13 protein-coding genes are annotated in these 18,964 nt (G+C 42.6%); 7 read left to right on the top strand and 6 right to left on the bottom strand.

The window, feature by feature from the left end:
- Positions 1–58: 58 nt before the first annotated feature.
- Together nagZ and BK820_RS07920 are read left to right on the top strand one after the other, a co-directional pair.
- Positions 59–1,084, top strand: a complete 1,026-nt coding sequence (nagZ, locus tag BK820_RS07925) for a beta-N-acetylhexosaminidase (RefSeq protein ID WP_004813182.1) — start codon at positions 59–61, stop codon at positions 1,082–1,084.
- A gap of 115 nt (positions 1,085–1,199) precedes the next feature.
- Positions 1,200–2,066, top strand: a complete 867-nt coding sequence (locus BK820_RS07920) for a class I SAM-dependent methyltransferase (protein ID WP_004813186.1) — start codon at positions 1,200–1,202, stop codon at positions 2,064–2,066.
- Between the two features lie 55 nt (positions 2,067–2,121).
- Here the strand turns inward: BK820_RS07920 and BK820_RS07915 are convergent, their stop codons facing one another.
- Positions 2,122–3,459 carry an alpha/beta fold hydrolase gene (locus BK820_RS07915; RefSeq protein WP_004813188.1) on the bottom strand — a complete coding sequence of 446 codons (1,338 nt, stop codon included), beginning with the start codon at positions 3,457–3,459 and terminating at the stop codon, positions 2,122–2,124.
- 325 nt (positions 3,460–3,784) lie between these two features.
- On the opposite strand from BK820_RS07915, the gene BK820_RS07910 reads away from it, so the two are divergent.
- From BK820_RS07910 to pta, 3 genes are all read left to right on the top strand, one after another.
- Positions 3,785–5,047, top strand: a complete 1,263-nt coding sequence (locus BK820_RS07910; protein WP_004813189.1) for a glutamate-5-semialdehyde dehydrogenase — start codon at positions 3,785–3,787, stop codon at positions 5,045–5,047.
- Positions 5,048–5,510: 463 nt separating this feature from the next.
- A complete protein-coding gene (locus tag BK820_RS07905) occupies positions 5,511–6,734 on the top strand; it encodes an acetate/propionate family kinase (RefSeq protein WP_071320597.1) in 1,224 nt (407 codons plus the stop codon).
- A 53-nt stretch (positions 6,735–6,787) separates the two neighbouring features.
- Positions 6,788–8,929: a phosphate acetyltransferase gene (pta, locus tag BK820_RS07900; RefSeq protein WP_071320596.1), complete on the top strand. Its 2,142-nt coding sequence runs from the start codon at positions 6,788–6,790 to the stop codon at positions 8,927–8,929.
- Positions 8,930–9,116: 187 nt separating this feature from the next.
- Here pta and BK820_RS07895 read toward each other — a convergent pair whose 3' ends face one another.
- Positions 9,117–9,356 carry a DUF2171 domain-containing protein gene (locus tag BK820_RS07895; RefSeq protein ID WP_004813194.1) on the bottom strand — a complete coding sequence of 80 codons (240 nt, stop codon included), beginning with the start codon at positions 9,354–9,356 and terminating at the stop codon, positions 9,117–9,119.
- A gap of 657 nt (positions 9,357–10,013) precedes the next feature.
- Between BK820_RS07895 and BK820_RS07890 the strand changes: the two genes are divergently transcribed.
- Positions 10,014–11,540, top strand: coding sequence for a fumarate hydratase (locus tag BK820_RS07890; protein ID WP_004813196.1), 1,527 nt, complete (start codon positions 10,014–10,016; stop codon positions 11,538–11,540).
- 67 nt (positions 11,541–11,607) lie between these two features.
- Here the strand turns inward: BK820_RS07890 and BK820_RS07885 are convergent, their stop codons facing one another.
- From BK820_RS07885 to tig, 4 genes are all read right to left on the bottom strand, one after another.
- Entirely contained in the window at positions 11,608–12,321 is a 714-nt protein-coding gene (locus BK820_RS07885) for a DUF2846 domain-containing protein (RefSeq protein WP_071320595.1), read from the bottom strand.
- A 164-nt stretch (positions 12,322–12,485) separates the two neighbouring features.
- Positions 12,486–13,796: an ATP-dependent protease ATP-binding subunit ClpX gene (clpX, locus tag BK820_RS07880; protein ID WP_071320594.1), complete on the bottom strand. Its 1,311-nt coding sequence runs from the start codon at positions 13,794–13,796 to the stop codon at positions 12,486–12,488.
- A 29-nt stretch (positions 13,797–13,825) separates the two neighbouring features.
- A complete protein-coding gene (gene clpP / locus BK820_RS07875) occupies positions 13,826–14,431 on the bottom strand; it encodes an ATP-dependent Clp endopeptidase proteolytic subunit ClpP (RefSeq protein ID WP_004813202.1) in 606 nt (201 codons plus the stop codon).
- A 195-nt stretch (positions 14,432–14,626) separates the two neighbouring features.
- On the bottom strand, positions 14,627–15,958 hold the full coding sequence (gene tig, locus BK820_RS07870; RefSeq protein WP_071320593.1) for a trigger factor: 1,332 nt from the start codon (positions 15,956–15,958) through the stop codon (positions 14,627–14,629).
- Positions 15,959–16,460: 502 nt separating this feature from the next.
- Here tig and BK820_RS07865 point away from each other — a divergent pair.
- The gene (locus BK820_RS07865; protein WP_071320592.1) at positions 16,461–18,746 is read left to right on the top strand and encodes a TonB-dependent receptor; all 2,286 of its coding nucleotides are present in this window, start codon (positions 16,461–16,463) and stop codon (positions 18,744–18,746) included.
- Positions 18,747–18,964 lie beyond the last annotated feature (218 nt).

The following is an 18,964-nucleotide window of genomic DNA, read 5'->3' as shown; positions in this document are numbered from 1 at the left end:
AAAGATTGCAGAAATCAGGTATTGTTTTCGCTGAAAAATTCTAATATGGACACCGCATATGATTGGCGCATTGATGCTCGACATCGCTGGCACTCACCTTACCCAGGAAGATATTGAACTGCTACAGGCTCCGCAGGTTGGCGGGGTCATTCTGTTTGGCCGTAATATTGAATCACCTGCACAGGTTCGCGCCCTGACAGATCATATGCGTCAGATTCGCCCGGATATTTTGATTGCAGTCGATCAGGAAGGTGGTCGCGTTCAACGCTTAAAACAGGGCTTTACTTTACTCCCGGCCATGGGTCGTTTTGGAGAACTTTACCAAAGCGAACCTGAACGTGCATTACAACTGTCAGAGAAATGTGGCTGGTTAATGGCAATTGAAGTGCTGGCAGTCGGCATTGATTTTAGTTTTGCTCCTGTGCTGGATCTGAATGACATCAGCGATGTTATTGGTGACCGTAGTTTTGCCACAAATATTCAGGACATCATTCCACTGGCAAGCGCTTTCCTGAAAGGTATGAAACGTGCTGGCATGGCATCGACCGGCAAACACTTCCCGGGTCATGGTTCTGTAAAAGCCGATTCTCATGTGGCAGCGGCCGTAGATCCACGCAGCTATGAAGAAATCCAGCAAAAGGACATGCAAACCTTTATTCAGCTACAGTCACAACTGGATGCCTTGATGCCAGCACATGTGATCTATAGTCAGGTCGATCCCAATCCAGCCGGTTTTTCAGAATTCTGGATTCAGAAAATCTTGCGTCAGGAACTTGGTTTTGACGGTGTATTGTTCTCGGATGATTTGAGTATGCAAGCCGCCTGTGTCGCAGGTGGCGCTGATGCCCGTATTCAGGCAGCGCTGAAGGCAGGTTGTGATATGGGTCTGGTCTGTAACGACCGGGCAGCACAATGTCTGGCACTTGAGGGGATTGTAGATTTACCATTACCGAATCAGGAACGTTTAGAGCGTATGCGCGGTCGTATTCCTCAGATTCAGATTAATGACGTTTTAGATCTTGGCAAAGAATGGCGTCAGGTTCGTGATGAAATTACAGGATTTAGAAATCAGGTGGCTTCATAAGCATATTTGGGTAATACGATTTAGGAATACGATAAAAGGAACACCATAAGTGTTCCTTTTTGTTTATGATGTAAAAATACAAAAACTTATACAATAACAATAAGGTCAGGAAGACATGACACAACCACTCTCGCAACATCGACATATCTCTTTTACTGCGCACTATACCGGCTATATCTGGTACCAAATGGGAATTTCTCATCCAGTGTTTGCGACTGGACGAGGTAAATTTCTCGCTGCATTGGTCCATCCCTTGGAAACCTGGGCTGAAAAGCACGTGGGCGGCAGTATGCGTACTACCTTAAAACAGCGCCACCAGATGATTGATGAACATCTCTGTCAGCTCATTACTCAGCACCCACAGCTACAAGTACTGGAAATTGCTTGCGGACTATCTCCGCGTAGCTGGAATTTCAGACAAAAATTTCCTAAAATCAATTACCGCGAACTTGATCTGCCAGATATGGCCAAGATCAAAACTCAGGCGCTGAAAATTCTGGATCAGGATGCACCAGAAGTCTTGACTGCTGATATTTTTAGTGCAGAGCTGGCCAATATTTTTCAGGTTTTTGATTCTGAACGACCACTAGTAGTCATTAGCGAAGGACTGATTAACTACTTTGACAAGGACATGTTGCACACCTTATTAAAAGGTATTGTCGAGTATGGACAACGCTTTCCGGAAATTCATTACCTCAGCGATATTTACCCTGAACCCGTGAAGAATCGATTAGCCAGCTTTATCTGGACATGCAGCCGCTTACTAAAGTTTATGTCACGTAGTGCTTTTACTTTCCACTTTAAATCACCACAAGAATTACAGCAGTTTTGTCAGCAGACCGGTTTTATAGAGGTAGAAGTAAAACAGCCGCAGCGCTATTTTGCCCAACCTCAGCAGTCCAATCCCACAATTGAACAAGATGAACATTTAGGTGATCTAGTCTGGATGATTCATGCGACCAAAAAAAACAGCGTTGAATAACGCTGTTTTTTTTTCAAAGTATCTATTTAACTTTCAAATTCAGGCCGGGAGCATTCTAAACGACTGCATCCAGCACTTGTGCTTCAAGTAAAGCTTTTTGAGTCTGCACAAAACCTAGCAAACGTTCCGCCACTTCAAAACTACCGTGCTTAAACAAGGCACGAATCTGCGTTTCATCATGCTGGAAAATCAGGCATTCAATTTTGAACTCACCTTCTTCATCTTCCAGATGCAAAGCCAAATCCCTTGGATACTGGATGGCCTGCTGCACCTGCGCTTCTTCCATTTCAAATAAGACACCAAAGAAACTTAAATCCACAATGGTGGTAGGCAAACGCAGATCCGAGTGTCGATGGCTCAGGAAACGTTCTGGCTCTTGTACCGGAATACGGTCTTCACCACGACGTTCAAGTTTCAGCATCTGTTCCCGAGTAAAGGGAATAATCCCTTCCAGCTGATCTACGGGTTCATCACGCAGGAAAGTGGCGAACAGATGCATGGTTTCTTTACGGCGCTGCAGCTGCGGTACATGGTCGGCACTGGCAATCTGTACATACTGCATGTCTGGACACTGTAGGGCAAAGCCAGCATTTTCATGCGGCAGGGTAAAACTGTCATATTGGCCGCAAGCAACGAGTACTTTACATTGTGGAATGGGTACATGTTTCAGGCGTAATAGACGGTTGCAGTTAACATCATAACGATCCTGCTCAGTTGCGGTAAACTCTGCCATCTGTCTAAAAAACAGACGCTTGGCCGTCGGTGACATACGGGTTTCTTTTAAACGGGCATGATTGACCAGATACAAAATGACAGCTTGACCAAACTCGTCCATACGCCCTTCTTTCATCAGGTGCAGGGATTCTTCCAGCAACATCCGCCAGCTCTTGCGGGTCTTTTGCATCACCCCCATCAGGATCATGCGATCCACCAGCTCAGGACGCTGATCTGCCAAACAGGAAGCCACGACAGATCCTAATGACATGCCCAATACTGCAACCTTAGGCAAGCACATTTGCTCTAGCCAGCGCCCTAGCATGCCTGCGAGATCTTCCAGTTCCAGAGAGCCTGCAGAGACGCCAGTATCCACATTGGTGATCTGCTGGTTAGCGCCCATTGAAGGCAAGTCAATCAGGATGATTGGACCTGCAGCGAACAGCTGCTCTACACAGTATTTATAGGAATTAAAGTTCTGAAATGCCCCACCAATAATAACCATCGGTGTCATATGCAGGGTTTCAGGGCGGGCAATTGCCATATATTCAATTTTCCAGCCATCCATCCAGGTCGTACGTGGTGGCTGTTTAAAACTGTTTTTATCGTATAGATCAAAAAACGCATAGTGGCTGTGTTGCTCAATGCGGTGGTGGTCCATCTGGATAATGGAATTCATCTTCCTTTCCTCCATCCTTGCCTTATTTTTATTGTGCAAGCAATTATTGAGAGATTTCATGCTTCAAGATCAAATGTGAAAGACCTGAATACGCGTCCTACTCTTTATTTATTATTGAATTCGACATCAATGTCGCTGTCATTCATTCTATACAGAGGTTCTTTTTACAAGCAACTAATCTTGCAACCGCTTGTCTGCTTTTAAAGATAAAACGATTTCAAAATGTTTAACGATTGTAAAAGCACATGAAATTTAGCCAGCAGACTTCATTGTATCGGCTCAGGCTGTTAATATCAGAAGGATATTTCTAAGTGATCGAACCGCTATGCAAGAGTCTATTGAACAATATATGCAAACGGTAGGACAGCAGGCTCGTCAGGCTTCACGCGTCTTGGCGCGTGCGTCCACCCAAACAAAAAATGATGCATTGTCAGCAATTTATACTGCTTTAAAAAACAGTGAAGCTGCGATTTTGGCTGCCAATCAGATTGATATGGCCAAAGCGCATAGCAATAATCTGGACAGTGCTCTCCTCGATCGCTTAGAACTGACTCCCGCACGCTTCAAAGGCATGCTACAGGGCTTAAATGATGTGATTAGCCTGGTCGATCCGATTGGTGAAATTACCGATATGGCCTATCGTCCATCTGGTATTCAGCTGGGTAAAATGCGCGTACCTCTGGGCGTAGTCGGCATGATCTATGAATCACGTCCAAACGTGACCTTGGAAGCAGCATCTTTAGCACTGAAATCTGGTAATGCCATTATTTTACGTGGTGGTTCGGAAGCACTTGAATCTAACCAGGCCATTGCCAAAGCGATTCAGCACGGCTTGCAGGTTTCAGGCTTACCAGAAGCAGCTGTGCAAGTGATCAATACCACAGACCGTGCAGCAGTGGGTCAGCTGATTACCATGTCTGAATATGTCGATGTGATTGTGCCTCGTGGTGGTAAGGGCCTGATTGAACGCATTACCAATGATGCGCGTGTACCAGTAATTAAGCATCTTGACGGTAATTGTCATGTTTATGTAGAAGCACAGGCAGACTTGCTCAAAGCCTTACCTATTGCCCTGAATGCTAAAACTCATCGCTATGGTGTATGTAATGCCATGGAAACTTTGCTGGTCGATGAAAAAGTTGCGGAAGAGTTCCTGCCACGTATTGCCGAACTTTATGAAGAAAAGCAGGTAGAACTGCGTGGTTGTCCTGCAACTCGCCGTATTCTGGAAAATGCAGTACCTGCTTCAGAAGAAGACTGGTATACCGAATATCTTGGTCCGATCCTGGCAGTTAAGGTGGTTTCTGGCGTTGAAGAAGCGATTGAACATATCAATAAATATGGTTCACATCATACCGATTCAATCATCACTGAAAACTACAGTATTGCGCGCGAATTTTTAGCTGGTGTGGATTCAAGCTCGGTAATGATTAACGCCTCTACCCGCTTTGCTGATGGCTTTGAATATGGTCTCGGTGCGGAAATTGGTATTTCAACCGATAAGATTCATGCCCGTGGTCCGGTTGGCCTTGAAGGTCTGACTTCACAGAAATGGATCGTATTTGGTGACGGCCAGATTCGTCAATAACAATGCAGTAAAAAATCATTTTCAGCTCTGTTCGCGCAGGGCTGATTTTTTATAGAAGCGAATGAAGAAAATAAAAAAACAGCTCAGTGAACCTTCAGGTCACCTTTTATGAAGATTATCTTTGGAAATTTGTAGCTTGTTTAAATTTCCAGCAATTCAATGTATAAACTATAAAAAGTGAATCTGTTTAGCATGCTTTATAAGGTTTATTGGCTCAACGCTATTTTGAATGAGGTGTGCTTTTACTACTATTTCATTGATAAATGAAAACGATGAACTGATAAATTTTAATTATAACTGGCAAAATGATCGATAGTGCTTAAGTCTAATCACCTAAAGTCTATCTAGGACAGAAAAATATCGCATGTTACAACTGCATCACTGATCTAAATTGCATCGCCTAGGCGCACAAAATAGATCAATCAAATGGATGAGAATTTTAATTAGAATCGGGTAAACAATCGTGTCTAAATCAGTATTAGTTATTAATTGTGGCTCTTCTTCAATCAAGTTTGCCTTATTACTTGAAGAACAGAATTTCCGTATTCACGGCTTAGCTGAGAACTTAGGCACAGAAAATGCCCGTATTAAAGGTGTGACTGTCGGTAATGAACCGGTAGACATCCATATCCCATTTGCAGATCATAAAAAAGCACTGGAAGTTGGTCTGGAGCGTCTAGCCAATTATAAACCAGATGCGATTGGTCACCGTGTGGTACACGGCGGCAGCTTGACTAAAGCCGAACTGATCAATGATGAAATTATTGAAAAAATTCGTGAAGCTACCCCGCTTGCACCGCTACATAATCCAGCACACCTGATTGGAATTGAAGCAACGCAACGCCTGTTCCCGGATCTGCCACAGGTTGCAGTATTCGATACCGCATTCCATCAAACCATGCCAGCACATGCTTACCGTTATGCTGTGCCTAAATTCCTTTACGCTGACTTTGGCGTTCGTCGCTACGGTTTCCATGGTACCAGCCATGCTTATGTATCTGAGCGCGGTTCTGAACTGGCTGGCAGCTTTAAACAAGGTGGCTGGTTAACAGCACATCTGGGTAATGGAAGTTCGACCTGTGCCGTATGGAATGGGCAAAGTGTAGATACTTCTATGGGCCTGACTCCACTGGAAGGTCTGGTAATGGGTACCCGTAGTGGTGATGTTGACCCAAGTCTGCATAGCTTCCTGGCAGCGAATCTGGGCTGGGACGTCTATAAAATTGACAGAATGCTAAACAAAGAAAGTGGCTTGCTCGGTTTATCAGACAATCTGTCTAATGACATGCGTACGCTGATCGAAGCTTCTGAAAATGGCAATGAAGATGCAACGCTTGCAATTGAAGTATTCTGCTACCGTCTAGCAAAATCACTTGCTGCTTTAAGCTGTGGTCTACCGCGTCTTGATGGTCTGTTCTTCACAGGTGGTATCGGTGAAAACTCAGCTTATATTCGTGAAAAAACTATGGCTTACCTGCCACATTTTGGCTTCAATCTCGATAAAGATGCTAATAATGTATTAAAGCGTGGTACTGAAGGTCGCATCGATAATGGTACAGGCCCACAAATCTGGGTCGTACCAACCGATGAAGAAGGCCGTATCGCCAAAGAAACCCAAAGCGTGGTTGAGCAGGAAGTGGAGAACACCACTGCAAAAAAGTCTGAACCTGAGGCTACGCTTGCTTAAGCAAGTGTAGGATTCCTATACCTTCTATTTGATTTTAGATATTTGAATACGCTATGAAGACCATTCTATTAGTTCCGACTGGGGAAGGCGTTGGTTTAACGTCTGCATGCTTAGGCCTGATTTACGCACTGGAATGCCAAGGTGTAAAGGCTGGTTTTGTTAAACCATTTTCTCAGGAAATTACGGATACGGCAGACCGTACCACTGCCCTATATCGTCATATCTCCAATGCAAAAACTGTGGAACCCATCAGCTATAACGCAATGATGCAACGTCTCAGTCATGGCGAGCAGGATGAACTTCTAGAAGATGCCGTGCGTCTGCATCGTGAAATTGCCCGCAATCACGACCTGATTATTGTAGAAGGTGTAGTGCCAAATGGTCGTGACAGCTTTGTCGATGAACTGAATGCTTCTCTGGCTCAGGCACTCGATGCCAAAGTGGTTATTGTCAGCAATGCCGATATCCGTCATCCAGTGCAAACAGCAGAAAAAGTTGAAAATCAGATTCGCAATTTTGGTGGTGCAAGCTCAACACGCCTGTCTAGTATCCTGTTCATGCGTACCAAAGGCTTACCTGAAGAATCTGCCCAGATTCCAGTGACCATTGATCCAGAATTGCGTCTGACTGCTGAAACTGAACAGTTTGTACACGCTATTCAGAAAACCCATCCATATATCGGCTCTGACAAACTTCCAGTGATTGGCTTGGTTCCGTTTAGTAAAACCTTGAGCGTGCCACGTATGTCCGACCTGGCTGCACATATTTCTGCGCTATGGATCCATCAAGGTGAAGCGGCTCAACGTCGTGTTCAGCATAGCAGCCTGATTGCATCCAGCATTGAACATGAACTGCATAAATTTGTCGCGGGTGAACTGATCATTACTGCCTCTGACCGTGTCGATGTGCTGCTGGCAAGTAGCCTGGCGAGCTGTAATGGTATTCCACTGGCGGGGTTAGTCCTGACTGAGCAACATCAGCCAAACGAACAGGTGTTAGGTTTCTGCCAGTCTGCAATTAAACATGGCCTGCCAATTTTACATACCCCATTAAGCACATTCGAAACTGCGCAAAAGCTGGCCAATCTTGGCAATGAAATTCCAGTTGATGATACAGAACGTGCTGATCAGGTTACCCGTTTTGTATCTAGCCATATCAATCCAGATTGGCTGATTCAGATGCTAAATGGCACCTACAAGCCACGCCTGTCTCCTTCTGCTTTCCGTCATGAATTGGTACAAAAATCGATTGCAGCAAAAAAACGTATTGTACTACCTGAAGGTGATGAGCCACGTACTATTCAAGCCGCAGCTATCTGTCAGTCACGTGGTATTGCGCATTGTATTCTGCTGGCTAAGCCTGAAGCCGTACTGGAAGTTGCCAAAGCACGCGGCATTGAATTGCCAGAAGGTTTAGAAATTGTCGATCCTGACCTGATTCGAGACGACTATGTCGAAAAAATGGTAATGCTGCGTAAAGGTAAACTGAATGAACTGCAAGCCAAAGAACAACTGCAGGATACTGTTGTTTTAGGCACGATGATGCTGGCACTTGATCAGGTGGATGGCCTGGTATCTGGTGCAGTTCACACTACTGCGAATACTGTGCGTCCAGCCTTCCAGCTGATTAAGACTGCGCCAGATTATTCACTGGTTTCTTCAGTGTTCTTTATGCTGTTACCAGATGAAGTATATGTATATGGTGACTGCGCGATTAATCCGGATCCGGATGCTGCGCAACTGGCAGAAATTGCCATCCAGTCTGCTGACTCGGCAAAAGCTTTTGGTATTGACCCACGTATTGCCATGATTTCTTACTCTACTGGAACTTCTGGTGCCGGTGCTGATGTAGAGAAAGTGGCAGAAGCTACCCGTATTGCCAAGGAACGTCGCCCTGATCTGTTGATTGATGGTCCATTGCAATATGATGCTGCATCGGTTGAAAGTGTAGGTCGTCAAAAAGCACCAGACTCCCAAGTAGCTGGTCGTGCCAATGTCTTCATCTTCCCGGATTTGAATACGGGTAACACTACTTATAAAGCGGTGCAACGTGCAGCAAATGTGGTGAGTGTTGGTCCAATGCTGCAAGGCCTGAATAAGCCAGTAAATGACTTGTCACGTGGTGCCTTGGTGGATGATATCGTATTTACTATTGCACTCACTGCGATTCAGGCGGATCAGCAGGCAGCCCACTAAGCGTCATCCCCATTCTCTATCTGTGCTTTCCCCATCCAATGGACACATTGGATGGTTTTTTGTTTTTAGTTCTTAAAAATTGCATATATGAGAATGCCAGTCGATTTGACTGGCATTCTTTGATAAATCATTTGCTTTTCTTATCAACTTATACAAAGAGATATAAGTTAAAGAAAAGTAGTTTGACTTACATCGTGGTCCATTCATTACGGACATCATCGGCCGCTTTATTCAAAATGACCTGATCGCCTTTCACTTCACTGACCCAACTTAACGGAATCAGATGATGCTCATTATTTTCGTCATCACTTCTTGTTAATTTAATTGAATCTTGACCTTCTAAATGGTCCACTTTTCCAACTTGTGTTCCGTCTGAAGCAATTACTGATGCATGTTCCTTGATGTCACTTGGATTTACTGTAGTCATTACAATTGCCCTATTATTAATAGAAGTTGAGAGAAATCAGTCTAGGCAATAAAAATTCGACTGTGTGTAAGGGTTATCAGACTTTAAGTATTACTAGGTTAATAGTGTAATGATAAAAATACAGTGTGTTTCAACAAGTGAGTAGCGTAACGAATTGATGGAAAGATTTAGGGGATTGTCAGTTTAGAGAATATGGTAATAGTTTTTTTATAATTTTTTTAGCATAAAAAAAAGAAGATTAAGCTTAGGCTTGATCTTCTTTTTGACCGTACATCCAAGTTGCCGCGATATATACACAAAAACCGCTAGCCATCAAAATACCTGTAACCATTGTCTTAGGATCTCTTTGTTTCGATGTGTGCATTATGCGAAAGTTTTATGACAGTTATATGACAATATACGAAGTATTTTATTTTTAAAATAATTATTAATTTCAAATATTTAATAAAATAAATACTATTTTTTGGGTTTTATAACATGAAATATGACAGTCATTATGACAATTTTTATTCAAATTATAACGCCGTAGACTTTATCTCTAGGCAGTTAAACGAGTATTAAACTTTCGCCCAAAGGCCCTGTAAAACGTCCCACAACTTTTATGTTTTGTCATATAATTTAGCCCGCTAGCTATCAGCCCGCTCAAGAGATTTTTGTATGACAACTATTATCAAGCAAGATGACTTGATCACATCGGTTAAAGATGCGCTTCAGTTCATTTCTTACTACCATCCACAAGATTTCATCCAGGCGATGAGTCGTGCGTATGACCGTGAAGAAAACAAAGCGGCTAAAGATGCGATCGCGCAAATCTTAATTAACTCTCGTATGTGTGCAGAAGGCCACCGCCCAATCTGCCAGGATACCGGTATCGTAAACGTATTCGTTGAAGTGGGCATGGACGTTAAATTCGATTTAACGATGAGCTTAGACGATGCGATCAACGAAGGTGTACGTCAAGGTTACCTAGAAAATTCTAATGTCTTGCGTGCGTCTGTACTTGCAGACCCTGCATTCGGTCGTAAGAATACGAAAGACAACACCCCTGCTGTGATCTACCACAAACTTGTTCCAGGTAATAAAGTTGACATTACTGTTGCAGCGAAAGGTGGCGGCTCAGAAAACAAATCTAAACTGGCAATGCTTAACCCATCTGACTCAATCGTGGATTGGGTACTAAAAACTGTTCCAACAATGGGTGCAGGCTGGTGTCCACCAGGTATGCTGGGTATTGGTATCGGTGGTACTGCTGAAAAAGCCATGATGCTTGCAAAAGAAGCATTGATGGAAGAGATCAACATGGACGAACTTCTTCGTCGTGGTCCACAAAATAAACTTGAAGAACTTCGTATCGAAATCTTTGAAAAAGTAAATGCTCTGGGTATCGGTGCACAAGGTCTTGGTGGTTTAACCACTGTTCTAGACATCAAAATCAAAGATTACCCATGTCACGCTGCGGGCAAACCAGTCGGCATGATTCCGAACTGTGCTGCAACTCGTCACGCACACTTCACGCTTGATGGTTCAGGTGTTGCAAACATTATTGCACCGAAACTTGAAGACTATCCTGAAGTAACTTGGGATTCATCATCATCTAAACGTGTTGACCTAGACACGATTACTCAAGAAGAAATGAACGCTTGGAAACCAGGCGATACCCTACTTCTTAACGGTACAATCTATACAGGTCGCGACGCGGCTCACAAACGTATGGTTGACATGTTGAACAACGGTGAAGAGCTTCCTGTCGATCTTAAAGGCAAGTTCATCTACTACGTAGGTCCTGTAGATCCAGTAGGCGACGAAGTTGTAGGTCCTGCTGGTCCAACCACGGCTACACGTATGGATAAATTTACACGTCAAGTCCTTGAAGCAACTGGCATGTTTGGCATGATTGGTAAAGCGGATCGTGGTCCTGCTGCTGTTGAAGCCATCAAAGACAACAAAGCGACTTACCTCATGGCTGTGGGTGGTGCTGCATACTTGGTATCTAAAGCCATTCGTGAAGCTGAAGTTGTAGCATTTGCTGACCTTGGTATGGAAGCAATCTATAAGTTCGTGGTGAAAGACATGCCTGTATCTGTTGCGGTCGACGTAAACGGTACTTCTGTACACGCAACTGCACCAAAAATCTGGCAAGCTAAAATTGGCAAGATTCCAGTAGTTGACGCTGCTGCAGGCTAATTTAATCTGCAAAAAAGCACCCTTGATGGGTGCTTTTTTATTGCGCTCTTTTCCTATAAAGGTTTAATTACCAAGTACGCGGATCCCATAACTTAAATGGGGTAGTCAGTTGTACGTCTTCAGTCGGATCATATTCGATGGCTTTAATTTTCTGAGCTTTCTTGCGAAGTTTCCCCGTTTCCTGATCTTGGGCAACAAAATTAAAACTGTCCGACTTAAGCTGGGTAAATGCAATTTCATTTAAACCAACAGTTTCAGGCATCAGCATTAGCGGGCCTGTAGCTGTACGGCGAGTCGTTATATTTTCTTCATCATATTTAATGAAGTAAGATCTGCCGGATTCCACGCTAAAATCCAAATATTTTGGTTTCTGGAAATGCAGTGCACCGAGCGGACGGCTAGTACTCAGACGATACGCACCCGGTGGCAGTTCAACCCAGTAATAATGATTATGCAACAGGCTTGGAATACGTTCCTGATTGATAAAGATACTGGCAGCCACAATTTCCTGGCGGTTCCATTTCGAATCTGGACGATATAAGTAAACCATTGCCGCCTGTTCATGCTGCGGCTTCACTGGTGCAAAACGTTGACCCAGCTTTTGATTGACCCATCCACCAATCGTGAACATGCCTACCTTATGCTGCTCGACAAACCCCGGTTTTTTGTTCAGATCGATATTTTTCAGTGTTGATGTCAGTTGCTGTTCCTGAACAGCGTGCTTCGAATGACACCCCATCAAGGCTAAACTGCTGATGAGTACAATTGCGGCTCCACGCATGCTTATCCCTCACTGCGTCTTTATTATTTTATGTACATTTTTATAAATTTATATGAATGATCAGGCGTCCACGCCTAAGAAACGAGATTAACATTGTGATTTATTTTTGAAAATAAAAAACGTGCGAAAACAGTTCATTTTCGCACGTTTCAGACGAACAGCAGTTAAGCAGACTTGCTATTTACTACCTTTAAGTCTGCCTTGGGAGTAGCAGTCTGTTCAATAGCGGCCTGACGTTCCGGACGGAATTCCGGTTTAGTCTCGCCATTGATCACAGCCTCACTCACTACCACAGTACCAACATCGGTACGGCTTGGCAGGTCATACATGGTTTCAAGCAATGAGTTCTCAAGAATAGAACGCAGACCACGTGCACCTGTATTACGTTCCAAGGCTTTTTTCGCCACAGCGCGTAATGCAGAATCTTCAAAGACCAGGTCTACATTTTCCATATCGAAAAGATGCTTATACTGACGAGTTAAAGCATTCTTCGGCTCAGTCAGGATTTGCATCAAAGCTTCTTCATCCAGCTCATCCAGCGTTGCGATCACTGGCAGACGGCCAATGAATTCTGGAATCAGACCGAATTTCACCAGGTCAGTTGCTTCAACTTGGCGGAACAGGTCAGATAGCTTCTTGGTTTCCTCTTTATTGCGTACTTCTGCAGTAAAGCCGATACCGCCCTTCTCCTGACGTTGCTGCACAATTTTCTCAAGTCCTGAGAATGCACCACCACAGATAAACAGGATATTTGAAGTATCAATCTGAATAAATTCCTGCTGCGGATGCTTACGGCCACCTTGTGGAGGAATTGAAGCAACCGTACCTTCGATCATTTTTAATAATGCTTGCTGTACCCCTTCACCCGATACATCACGTGTAATGGATGGGTTTTCAGACTTACGGGTAATCTTGTCGATTTCATCGATATAGATAATACCCTTTTGCGCTTTCTCGACATCATAATCAGCTTTTTGCAATAGCTTTTGTACAATGTTTTCAACGTCTTCACCGACATAACCTGCTTCGGTTAAGGTCGTTGCATCTGCCATCGCGAAAGGTACATCTAAAAGACGTGCAAGAGTTTGTGCCAGTAAGGTTTTACCCGAACCTGTTGGACCGACCAGCAAAATATTACTTTTGGCAATTTCAACGCGGTCATCAGCTTTTTTACCATTGGTCTGCACTTTTAAACGCTTGTAATGGTTATATACTGCAACAGATAACGTCTTTTTTGCTACGTCCTGACCAATTACATATTGATCTAGCGCCGCACGGATCTCATGCGGTTTCGGCAAAGGACGATTCGCCCAGTCATTGGTTTCTACCTGTTGACTGGTCTGAACCAGATCCAAGCATACGTCTACACATTCATTACAGATGTAGGCGTCTTCGCCAGCAATCAGCTTGCCGACTTCAGACTGCGTTTTACCGCAGAATGAACAATGCTTTTGTCCTTGGGTATGTTCGGACATAGTCTCTCCAATATCTCAATCTTTCAAACTTATGGACGTTTCGTTAGAACTTCGTCCACGAGACCATATTCTTTCGCTTGCTGAGCAGTCATGAAGTTATCACGGTCAGTATCACGCGCGACTTTATCAAAGTCCTGGCCACTGTGTTCTGCCATCAGACGGTTTAAACGCTCTCTGATAAACAGGATTTCACGGGCATGGATTTCAATATCAGATGCCTGACCCTTAAAACCACCCAATGGCTGGTGAATCATGACACGGGCATTTTCAAGGCAATAACGTTTGCCTTTTGCGCCCGCATTTAACAGAAATGCACCCATTGATGCAGCCTGACCCATACAATAAGTCACAACATCCGGCTTAATAAATTGCATGGTGTCATAAATGGCCATACCTGCAGTCACCGAACCACCTGGCGAGTTAATATATAGATGAATATCCTTGTCAGGATTTTCAGCTTCTAAAAACAGCATTTGTGCAACAATCAAGTTGGCCATGTTGTCTTCAACTTCACCAGTCAAGAAAATTACCCGCTCACGTAAAAGACGTGAATAAATATCAAAAGAACGCTCACCACGAGATGATTGTTCTACCACCATTGGAACTAAAGCGTTTTCAATCGCTGGAACATACATACGTTTATTTATTCCTAAATTTTTTGTGACTTAACCCATAATTACAATATGAGGGATAATGATCTAAATTGCAAAATATTCGCCATGAATTCCATGATATTTTTTGCATTAGTTTTGTGAAAAACTGATTAGGTCATAGAAAGCTAAAGTATTAAAAAAAGGCGCTTAAAGCGCCTTTTTTATGACCAGCTAAACTTAGCCTTGTTGGCGAGCTTGCTGAGCTTTTAATAGGTCTTCATAGCTAACCTTAGTGTCAGTCACTTTAGCAGCAGCTAGGATGTGATCAACAACTTGGTCTTCAAGAACAACTGCTTCGATTTGAGCACGTTGTTGCTTGTCGTTTTTGAAGTATTCAATCACTTCAGCAGGATCTTCATAAGAAGAAGCCATGTCTTCGATGTAAGCTTCTACACGTGCTTGATCAACTTCGATTTTCGCGTCAGCAAGTACTTTACTTACCAACACGCCAAGTTTCACTGATTTTTCAGCTTGTTCTTTGAACAGTTCATCTGGAAGCATGCTTGAATCAAATGCTTTCGCGCCTTGAGCACCAAACTGTTGAGTGAACTGCTGGATCATTTGTTGACGTTGACGGTCAACTTCTTGAGCAAGCATTGCAGCTGGAATTTCAACTTCGTTTGCAGCTACAAGCGCATCAAAAGTTGCGCCTTTCACCTGGTTGCGAAGACCATTTTTCACTTCACGTTCCATGTTTTTACGAACGTCAGCTTTCAGTTTTTCAATGCCTTCTTCTTCAGTTAAACCGAAAATTTTCAGGAATTCAGCATCAATCTCTGGAAGTTTTTGTTTTTCAACAAGTTTCACAGTGATTTTAAATTGAGCTTGTTTACCCGCAAGGTTTTCAGCCTGGTAGTCTTCTGGGAAAGTTACATCGATAACTTTCTCTTCGCCTTTCTTCATGCCGATGATGCCATCTTCGAAGCCAGGAATCATACGACCAGAACCTAAAACAAGTTTAAAGTCTTCTGCAGAACCGCCTTCAAATTTTTCGCCATCAACTGAACCTTCGAAATCGAAAGTTACTTGCATGTCTTTTTTCGCCATGCCTTTAGTTTCAGCCCAAGCAGCACGTTGTTTTTGAAGATTTTCGATCATCTTCTCAACGTCTTTGTCGTTTACTTCAGCTTCGTTGCGCTCAACTTCAAGGCCTTCAAACTTCACTTCAACTTCTGGGTAAACTTCAACAGTTGCTTCATAAACTAAAGCATCATCTTTCATTTCAGTTTTTTCGATGTTTGGCATACCAACAGCGTTGATTTTCTCTTGTTGGATTGCTTCAAAAACTGTATCGCGAATGATGTCGTTAACAACTTCTTGGTAAATACCAGCGCCGTATTCACGACGAATAACGTTCAAAGGCACTTTACCAGGACGGAAGCCGTTGATCTTCGCAGTTTTAGCAGTGCGTTTTAAACGAGCTTCAAATTGCTCATTAATTCGGCTCGTCGGTACAGAAACATTTAAACGACGGGCAACGCCCGAAACCGCTTCAGAAGTTACTTGCATGGCTTCCTCTATATATTTGGTAATAACAGGTTATAAAAAAATGTGCCACATTATATGACATCATTTAAAGATATACAAAACACAATACTTGAATCGTCTTTATTGATGCTGTAATAATCAAATTTATTCAGTCAAATTCATTTTTCTTTGATTAAATATCCCTTCCCTCAAATAACAATAGATATATTGATTACTCAAACTGGACAGATCATCCCATTCATCTCCATTTATGGATTTTTATAGGGCTTTTAGTAAACTTTCTTTTATTTTTTCTTCAAAATTTTTAAACTCTAATAATCTCAATAAAAGTAACGATAATAATCTATTAATCAGATTTAGTTTAAATACATTAACTTAGAAACATTTTGATACACTATAACATCGTTAAAGGCAATTAATATAATTTTTAAAATCGCCATTTCCTATCGGCAAGTAATTCTTAATTTAAATAAGAATTATTATTATTCGCATACATAAATTTTAAGCTTTTTCGGGTTCCCACATGTCGTTTATCAAATCACGTAAAAAACTCGTTTCATCGGCGATTGCCTCTTCCCTCTCGATTGTAACCGTAAATGCTGTGGCTGATGAAAATGTGGTCAAGCTCGAAACTATTCATCAAGAAGTTAAAGCTGAACAGGCACCAAGTTTAAAAGTAGATAATTCCGCAAATAAGAAATTTGTTGCACCCTTACTGGATACACCTAAATCTGTATCAGTAATTTCTAAACAACTGATTGAGGATACTCAAGTTACTACACTTTCTGATGCTTTACGTACTGTACCGGGTATTACTTTGGGTGCGGGTGAAGGCGGCAACCCGAATGGTGATCGTCCATTTATCCGTGGTTATAACTCTGAAAGCTCAATGTATGTAGATGGAGTTCGTAGTGCAACTTCGCAAAACCGTGAAATGTTTGCCGTTGAGCAGGTTGAAGTCACCAAAGGTTCGGCTTCTGCTATGGGCGGTGCAGGGACCACTGGTGGTAGCATTAACATGATTTCTAAAGTTGCCAAAGCAGGGGATTCTTTAGAAGGTTCTGTTGCTGGAGGCACTGACAGCTACGCACGTATTACCTTAGATGGTAATAAAGATTTTGGTAACGGTGTTGCAGCGCGTGTGGCTATCATGGGGCATCAAAACGAAAAAGCAGGTCAAAAAGACGGTGCTGAATATAAACGTGCCGGTATTGCGCCAAGTATTAGTTTTGGTCTAGATACCCCTACTCGTGGGACTTTAAGCTATTACTACTTAAAATCTGATGATACACCAGATTCTGGTGTGCCTTACTGGAATTCAGCAACTCAAACTGCTGTAGGCAAACCACTCAATGCTAAACAAGGTATTTATTATGGTTGGCTGGATCGTGACTTCCAGAAACAGGAAAACCAGATTGGTACTTTAAAGTTAGAGCACGATTTAACAGATGATCTAACCATTAGTAACACGGTTGTTTATGGTCGATCTAAAAATGATTATGTCTGGACTCAGCCAGATGATTCCAAATTAAATATTGCCAATGGACAAGTGGTTCGTCGTGCAAATACCCGTATTACTGACACAGATACATTTAGCGATCAGCTTTCATTAACCGGTAAATTTAATACGGGTACACTAAAGCATAGTTTTAATGTAGGCACTGAATATTCTAAGCAAGAATCTGACAAAGGAAATTATTTACTTACAGATTTAGGGCAGGCGGCAAGCTCTACTCTTCCGGCTAACCTTAGTGGAAGCAAAGCATGTAATACATTTACCAATGCTACCTCAAATTATTGGTGTACGAGTGCTGATAACCCGAACTCAAATGATCCCTGGTTAGGTTCAACTTCTGCAAATCGTGCAATTTCTACTACGACCACTAAAAATACATCAGTGTATTTCTTAGATAACATCGAGATTAACCCTCAATGGCTGTTAGATCTTGGTGTGCGTTGGGATAAATTTGATACTGAGCAGGTCTACAACAAAGAGTCAGGCTCTGGCAGTAGTTTAATTCCAGCTGGAACAAAATTTGGTACTAATGATGATTTCTTTAATTACCAGGCAGGTCTAACATTTAAGCCAGCTGCGAATGGCAGTATTTATGCAAGCTATGCAACTTCTGCCAACCCAGTGGGTGTAGACGCTGCTGATGGTTCAGAAGGACTTTCTGTACCTGGACGTAATACCACTGAAGCACAAGCTCAGGCCATGAACAACCTTAAACCTGAGGAAGTTCGCACCATGGAACTTGGCACAAAGTGGGATTTATTTAATGATAAATTGAATCTAACGGCTGCTATTTTCCGTACTGAAAAAACCAACACTCGCGCTACTGATACCGACGGTTTTACCCGTAATATTGGTGAAACACGTGTGGACGGTTTTGAACTTGGAGCGAACGGCAATATCACTGACAAATGGGCTGTATCTGCTGGTTATACTTATCTAGACAGTGAAATTGTTGATGATGGTGCAGGTACCAATGATGGTAACCAGGTTCAGAATGTTGCGAAAAATTCTGCGACACTTTGGACGACTTATGACCTAACCCCTGCTTTCACAGTTGGTGCGGGTGCAGTTGCCATGGATAAAGTTTACGGTAATGCCGACAACACCAGATACGTTCCAGGTTATGTTCGCTACGATGCAATGGCGCGTTATAATGTGAATCAAAATGTTGACCTGCAGTTGAATGTAAACAATCTGACTGATCAACGTTATTTCACTAAAGCTTATGCATCTCACTATGCAACTGAAGCAGAAGGTCGGAATGCAGTCCTTTCTCTAAACTTTAAATACTAAGTTTTCGCTTCATCCCTATTTAAAGATAGCCTCATTCATGAGGCTATCTTTATTTCTGTCCTATATATCAAGGACTACTTGAACATACTGTTTTTAACGCCTGTTAGCTATCTTGTTTAAGTCATGGCTTAGAACCTCAAGAAAAATATAGACCTTACTTTTTTTCTATAGAGATCCTGAATCAAATTCTAGAATTTAAACAGTAATTCCATGCACAA

This window comes from Acinetobacter sp. LCT-H3 (assembly GCF_001866125.1).
Classification (GTDB): Bacteria; Pseudomonadota; Gammaproteobacteria; order Pseudomonadales; family Moraxellaceae; genus Acinetobacter; species Acinetobacter schindleri.
Note: the sequence above shows the minus strand (reverse complement) of the source record. Positions and strands in the feature narration are given on the sequence as shown.

Excerpts from the sequence above, each read along its gene's own strand:
- BK820_RS07910 (WP_004813189.1), top strand. The coding sequence starts at position 3,785 with ATGCAAGAGTCTATTGAACAATATATGCAAACGGTAGGACAGCAGGCT.
- BK820_RS07895 (WP_004813194.1), bottom strand. The coding sequence starts at position 9,356 with ATGACTACAGTAAATCCAAGTGACATCAAGGAACATGCATCAGTAATT.
- BK820_RS07915 (WP_004813188.1), bottom strand. The coding sequence starts at position 3,459 with ATGAATTCCATTATCCAGATGGACCACCACCGCATTGAGCAACACAGC.
- clpX (WP_071320594.1), bottom strand. The coding sequence starts at position 13,796 with ATGTCCGAACATACCCAAGGACAAAAGCATTGTTCATTCTGCGGTAAA.
- tig (WP_071320593.1), bottom strand. The coding sequence starts at position 15,958 with ATGCAAGTAACTTCTGAAGCGGTTTCGGGCGTTGCCCGTCGTTTAAAT.
- BK820_RS07890 (WP_004813196.1), top strand. The coding sequence starts at position 10,014 with ATGACAACTATTATCAAGCAAGATGACTTGATCACATCGGTTAAAGAT.
- nagZ (WP_004813182.1), top strand. The coding sequence starts at position 59 with ATGATTGGCGCATTGATGCTCGACATCGCTGGCACTCACCTTACCCAG.
- BK820_RS07885 (WP_071320595.1), bottom strand. The coding sequence starts at position 12,321 with ATGCGTGGAGCCGCAATTGTACTCATCAGCAGTTTAGCCTTGATGGGG.
- BK820_RS07865 (WP_071320592.1), top strand. The coding sequence starts at position 16,461 with ATGTCGTTTATCAAATCACGTAAAAAACTCGTTTCATCGGCGATTGCC.
- clpP (WP_004813202.1), bottom strand. The coding sequence starts at position 14,431 with ATGTATGTTCCAGCGATTGAAAACGCTTTAGTTCCAATGGTGGTAGAA.
- BK820_RS07920 (WP_004813186.1), top strand. The coding sequence starts at position 1,200 with ATGACACAACCACTCTCGCAACATCGACATATCTCTTTTACTGCGCAC.
- pta (WP_071320596.1), top strand. The coding sequence starts at position 6,788 with ATGAAGACCATTCTATTAGTTCCGACTGGGGAAGGCGTTGGTTTAACG.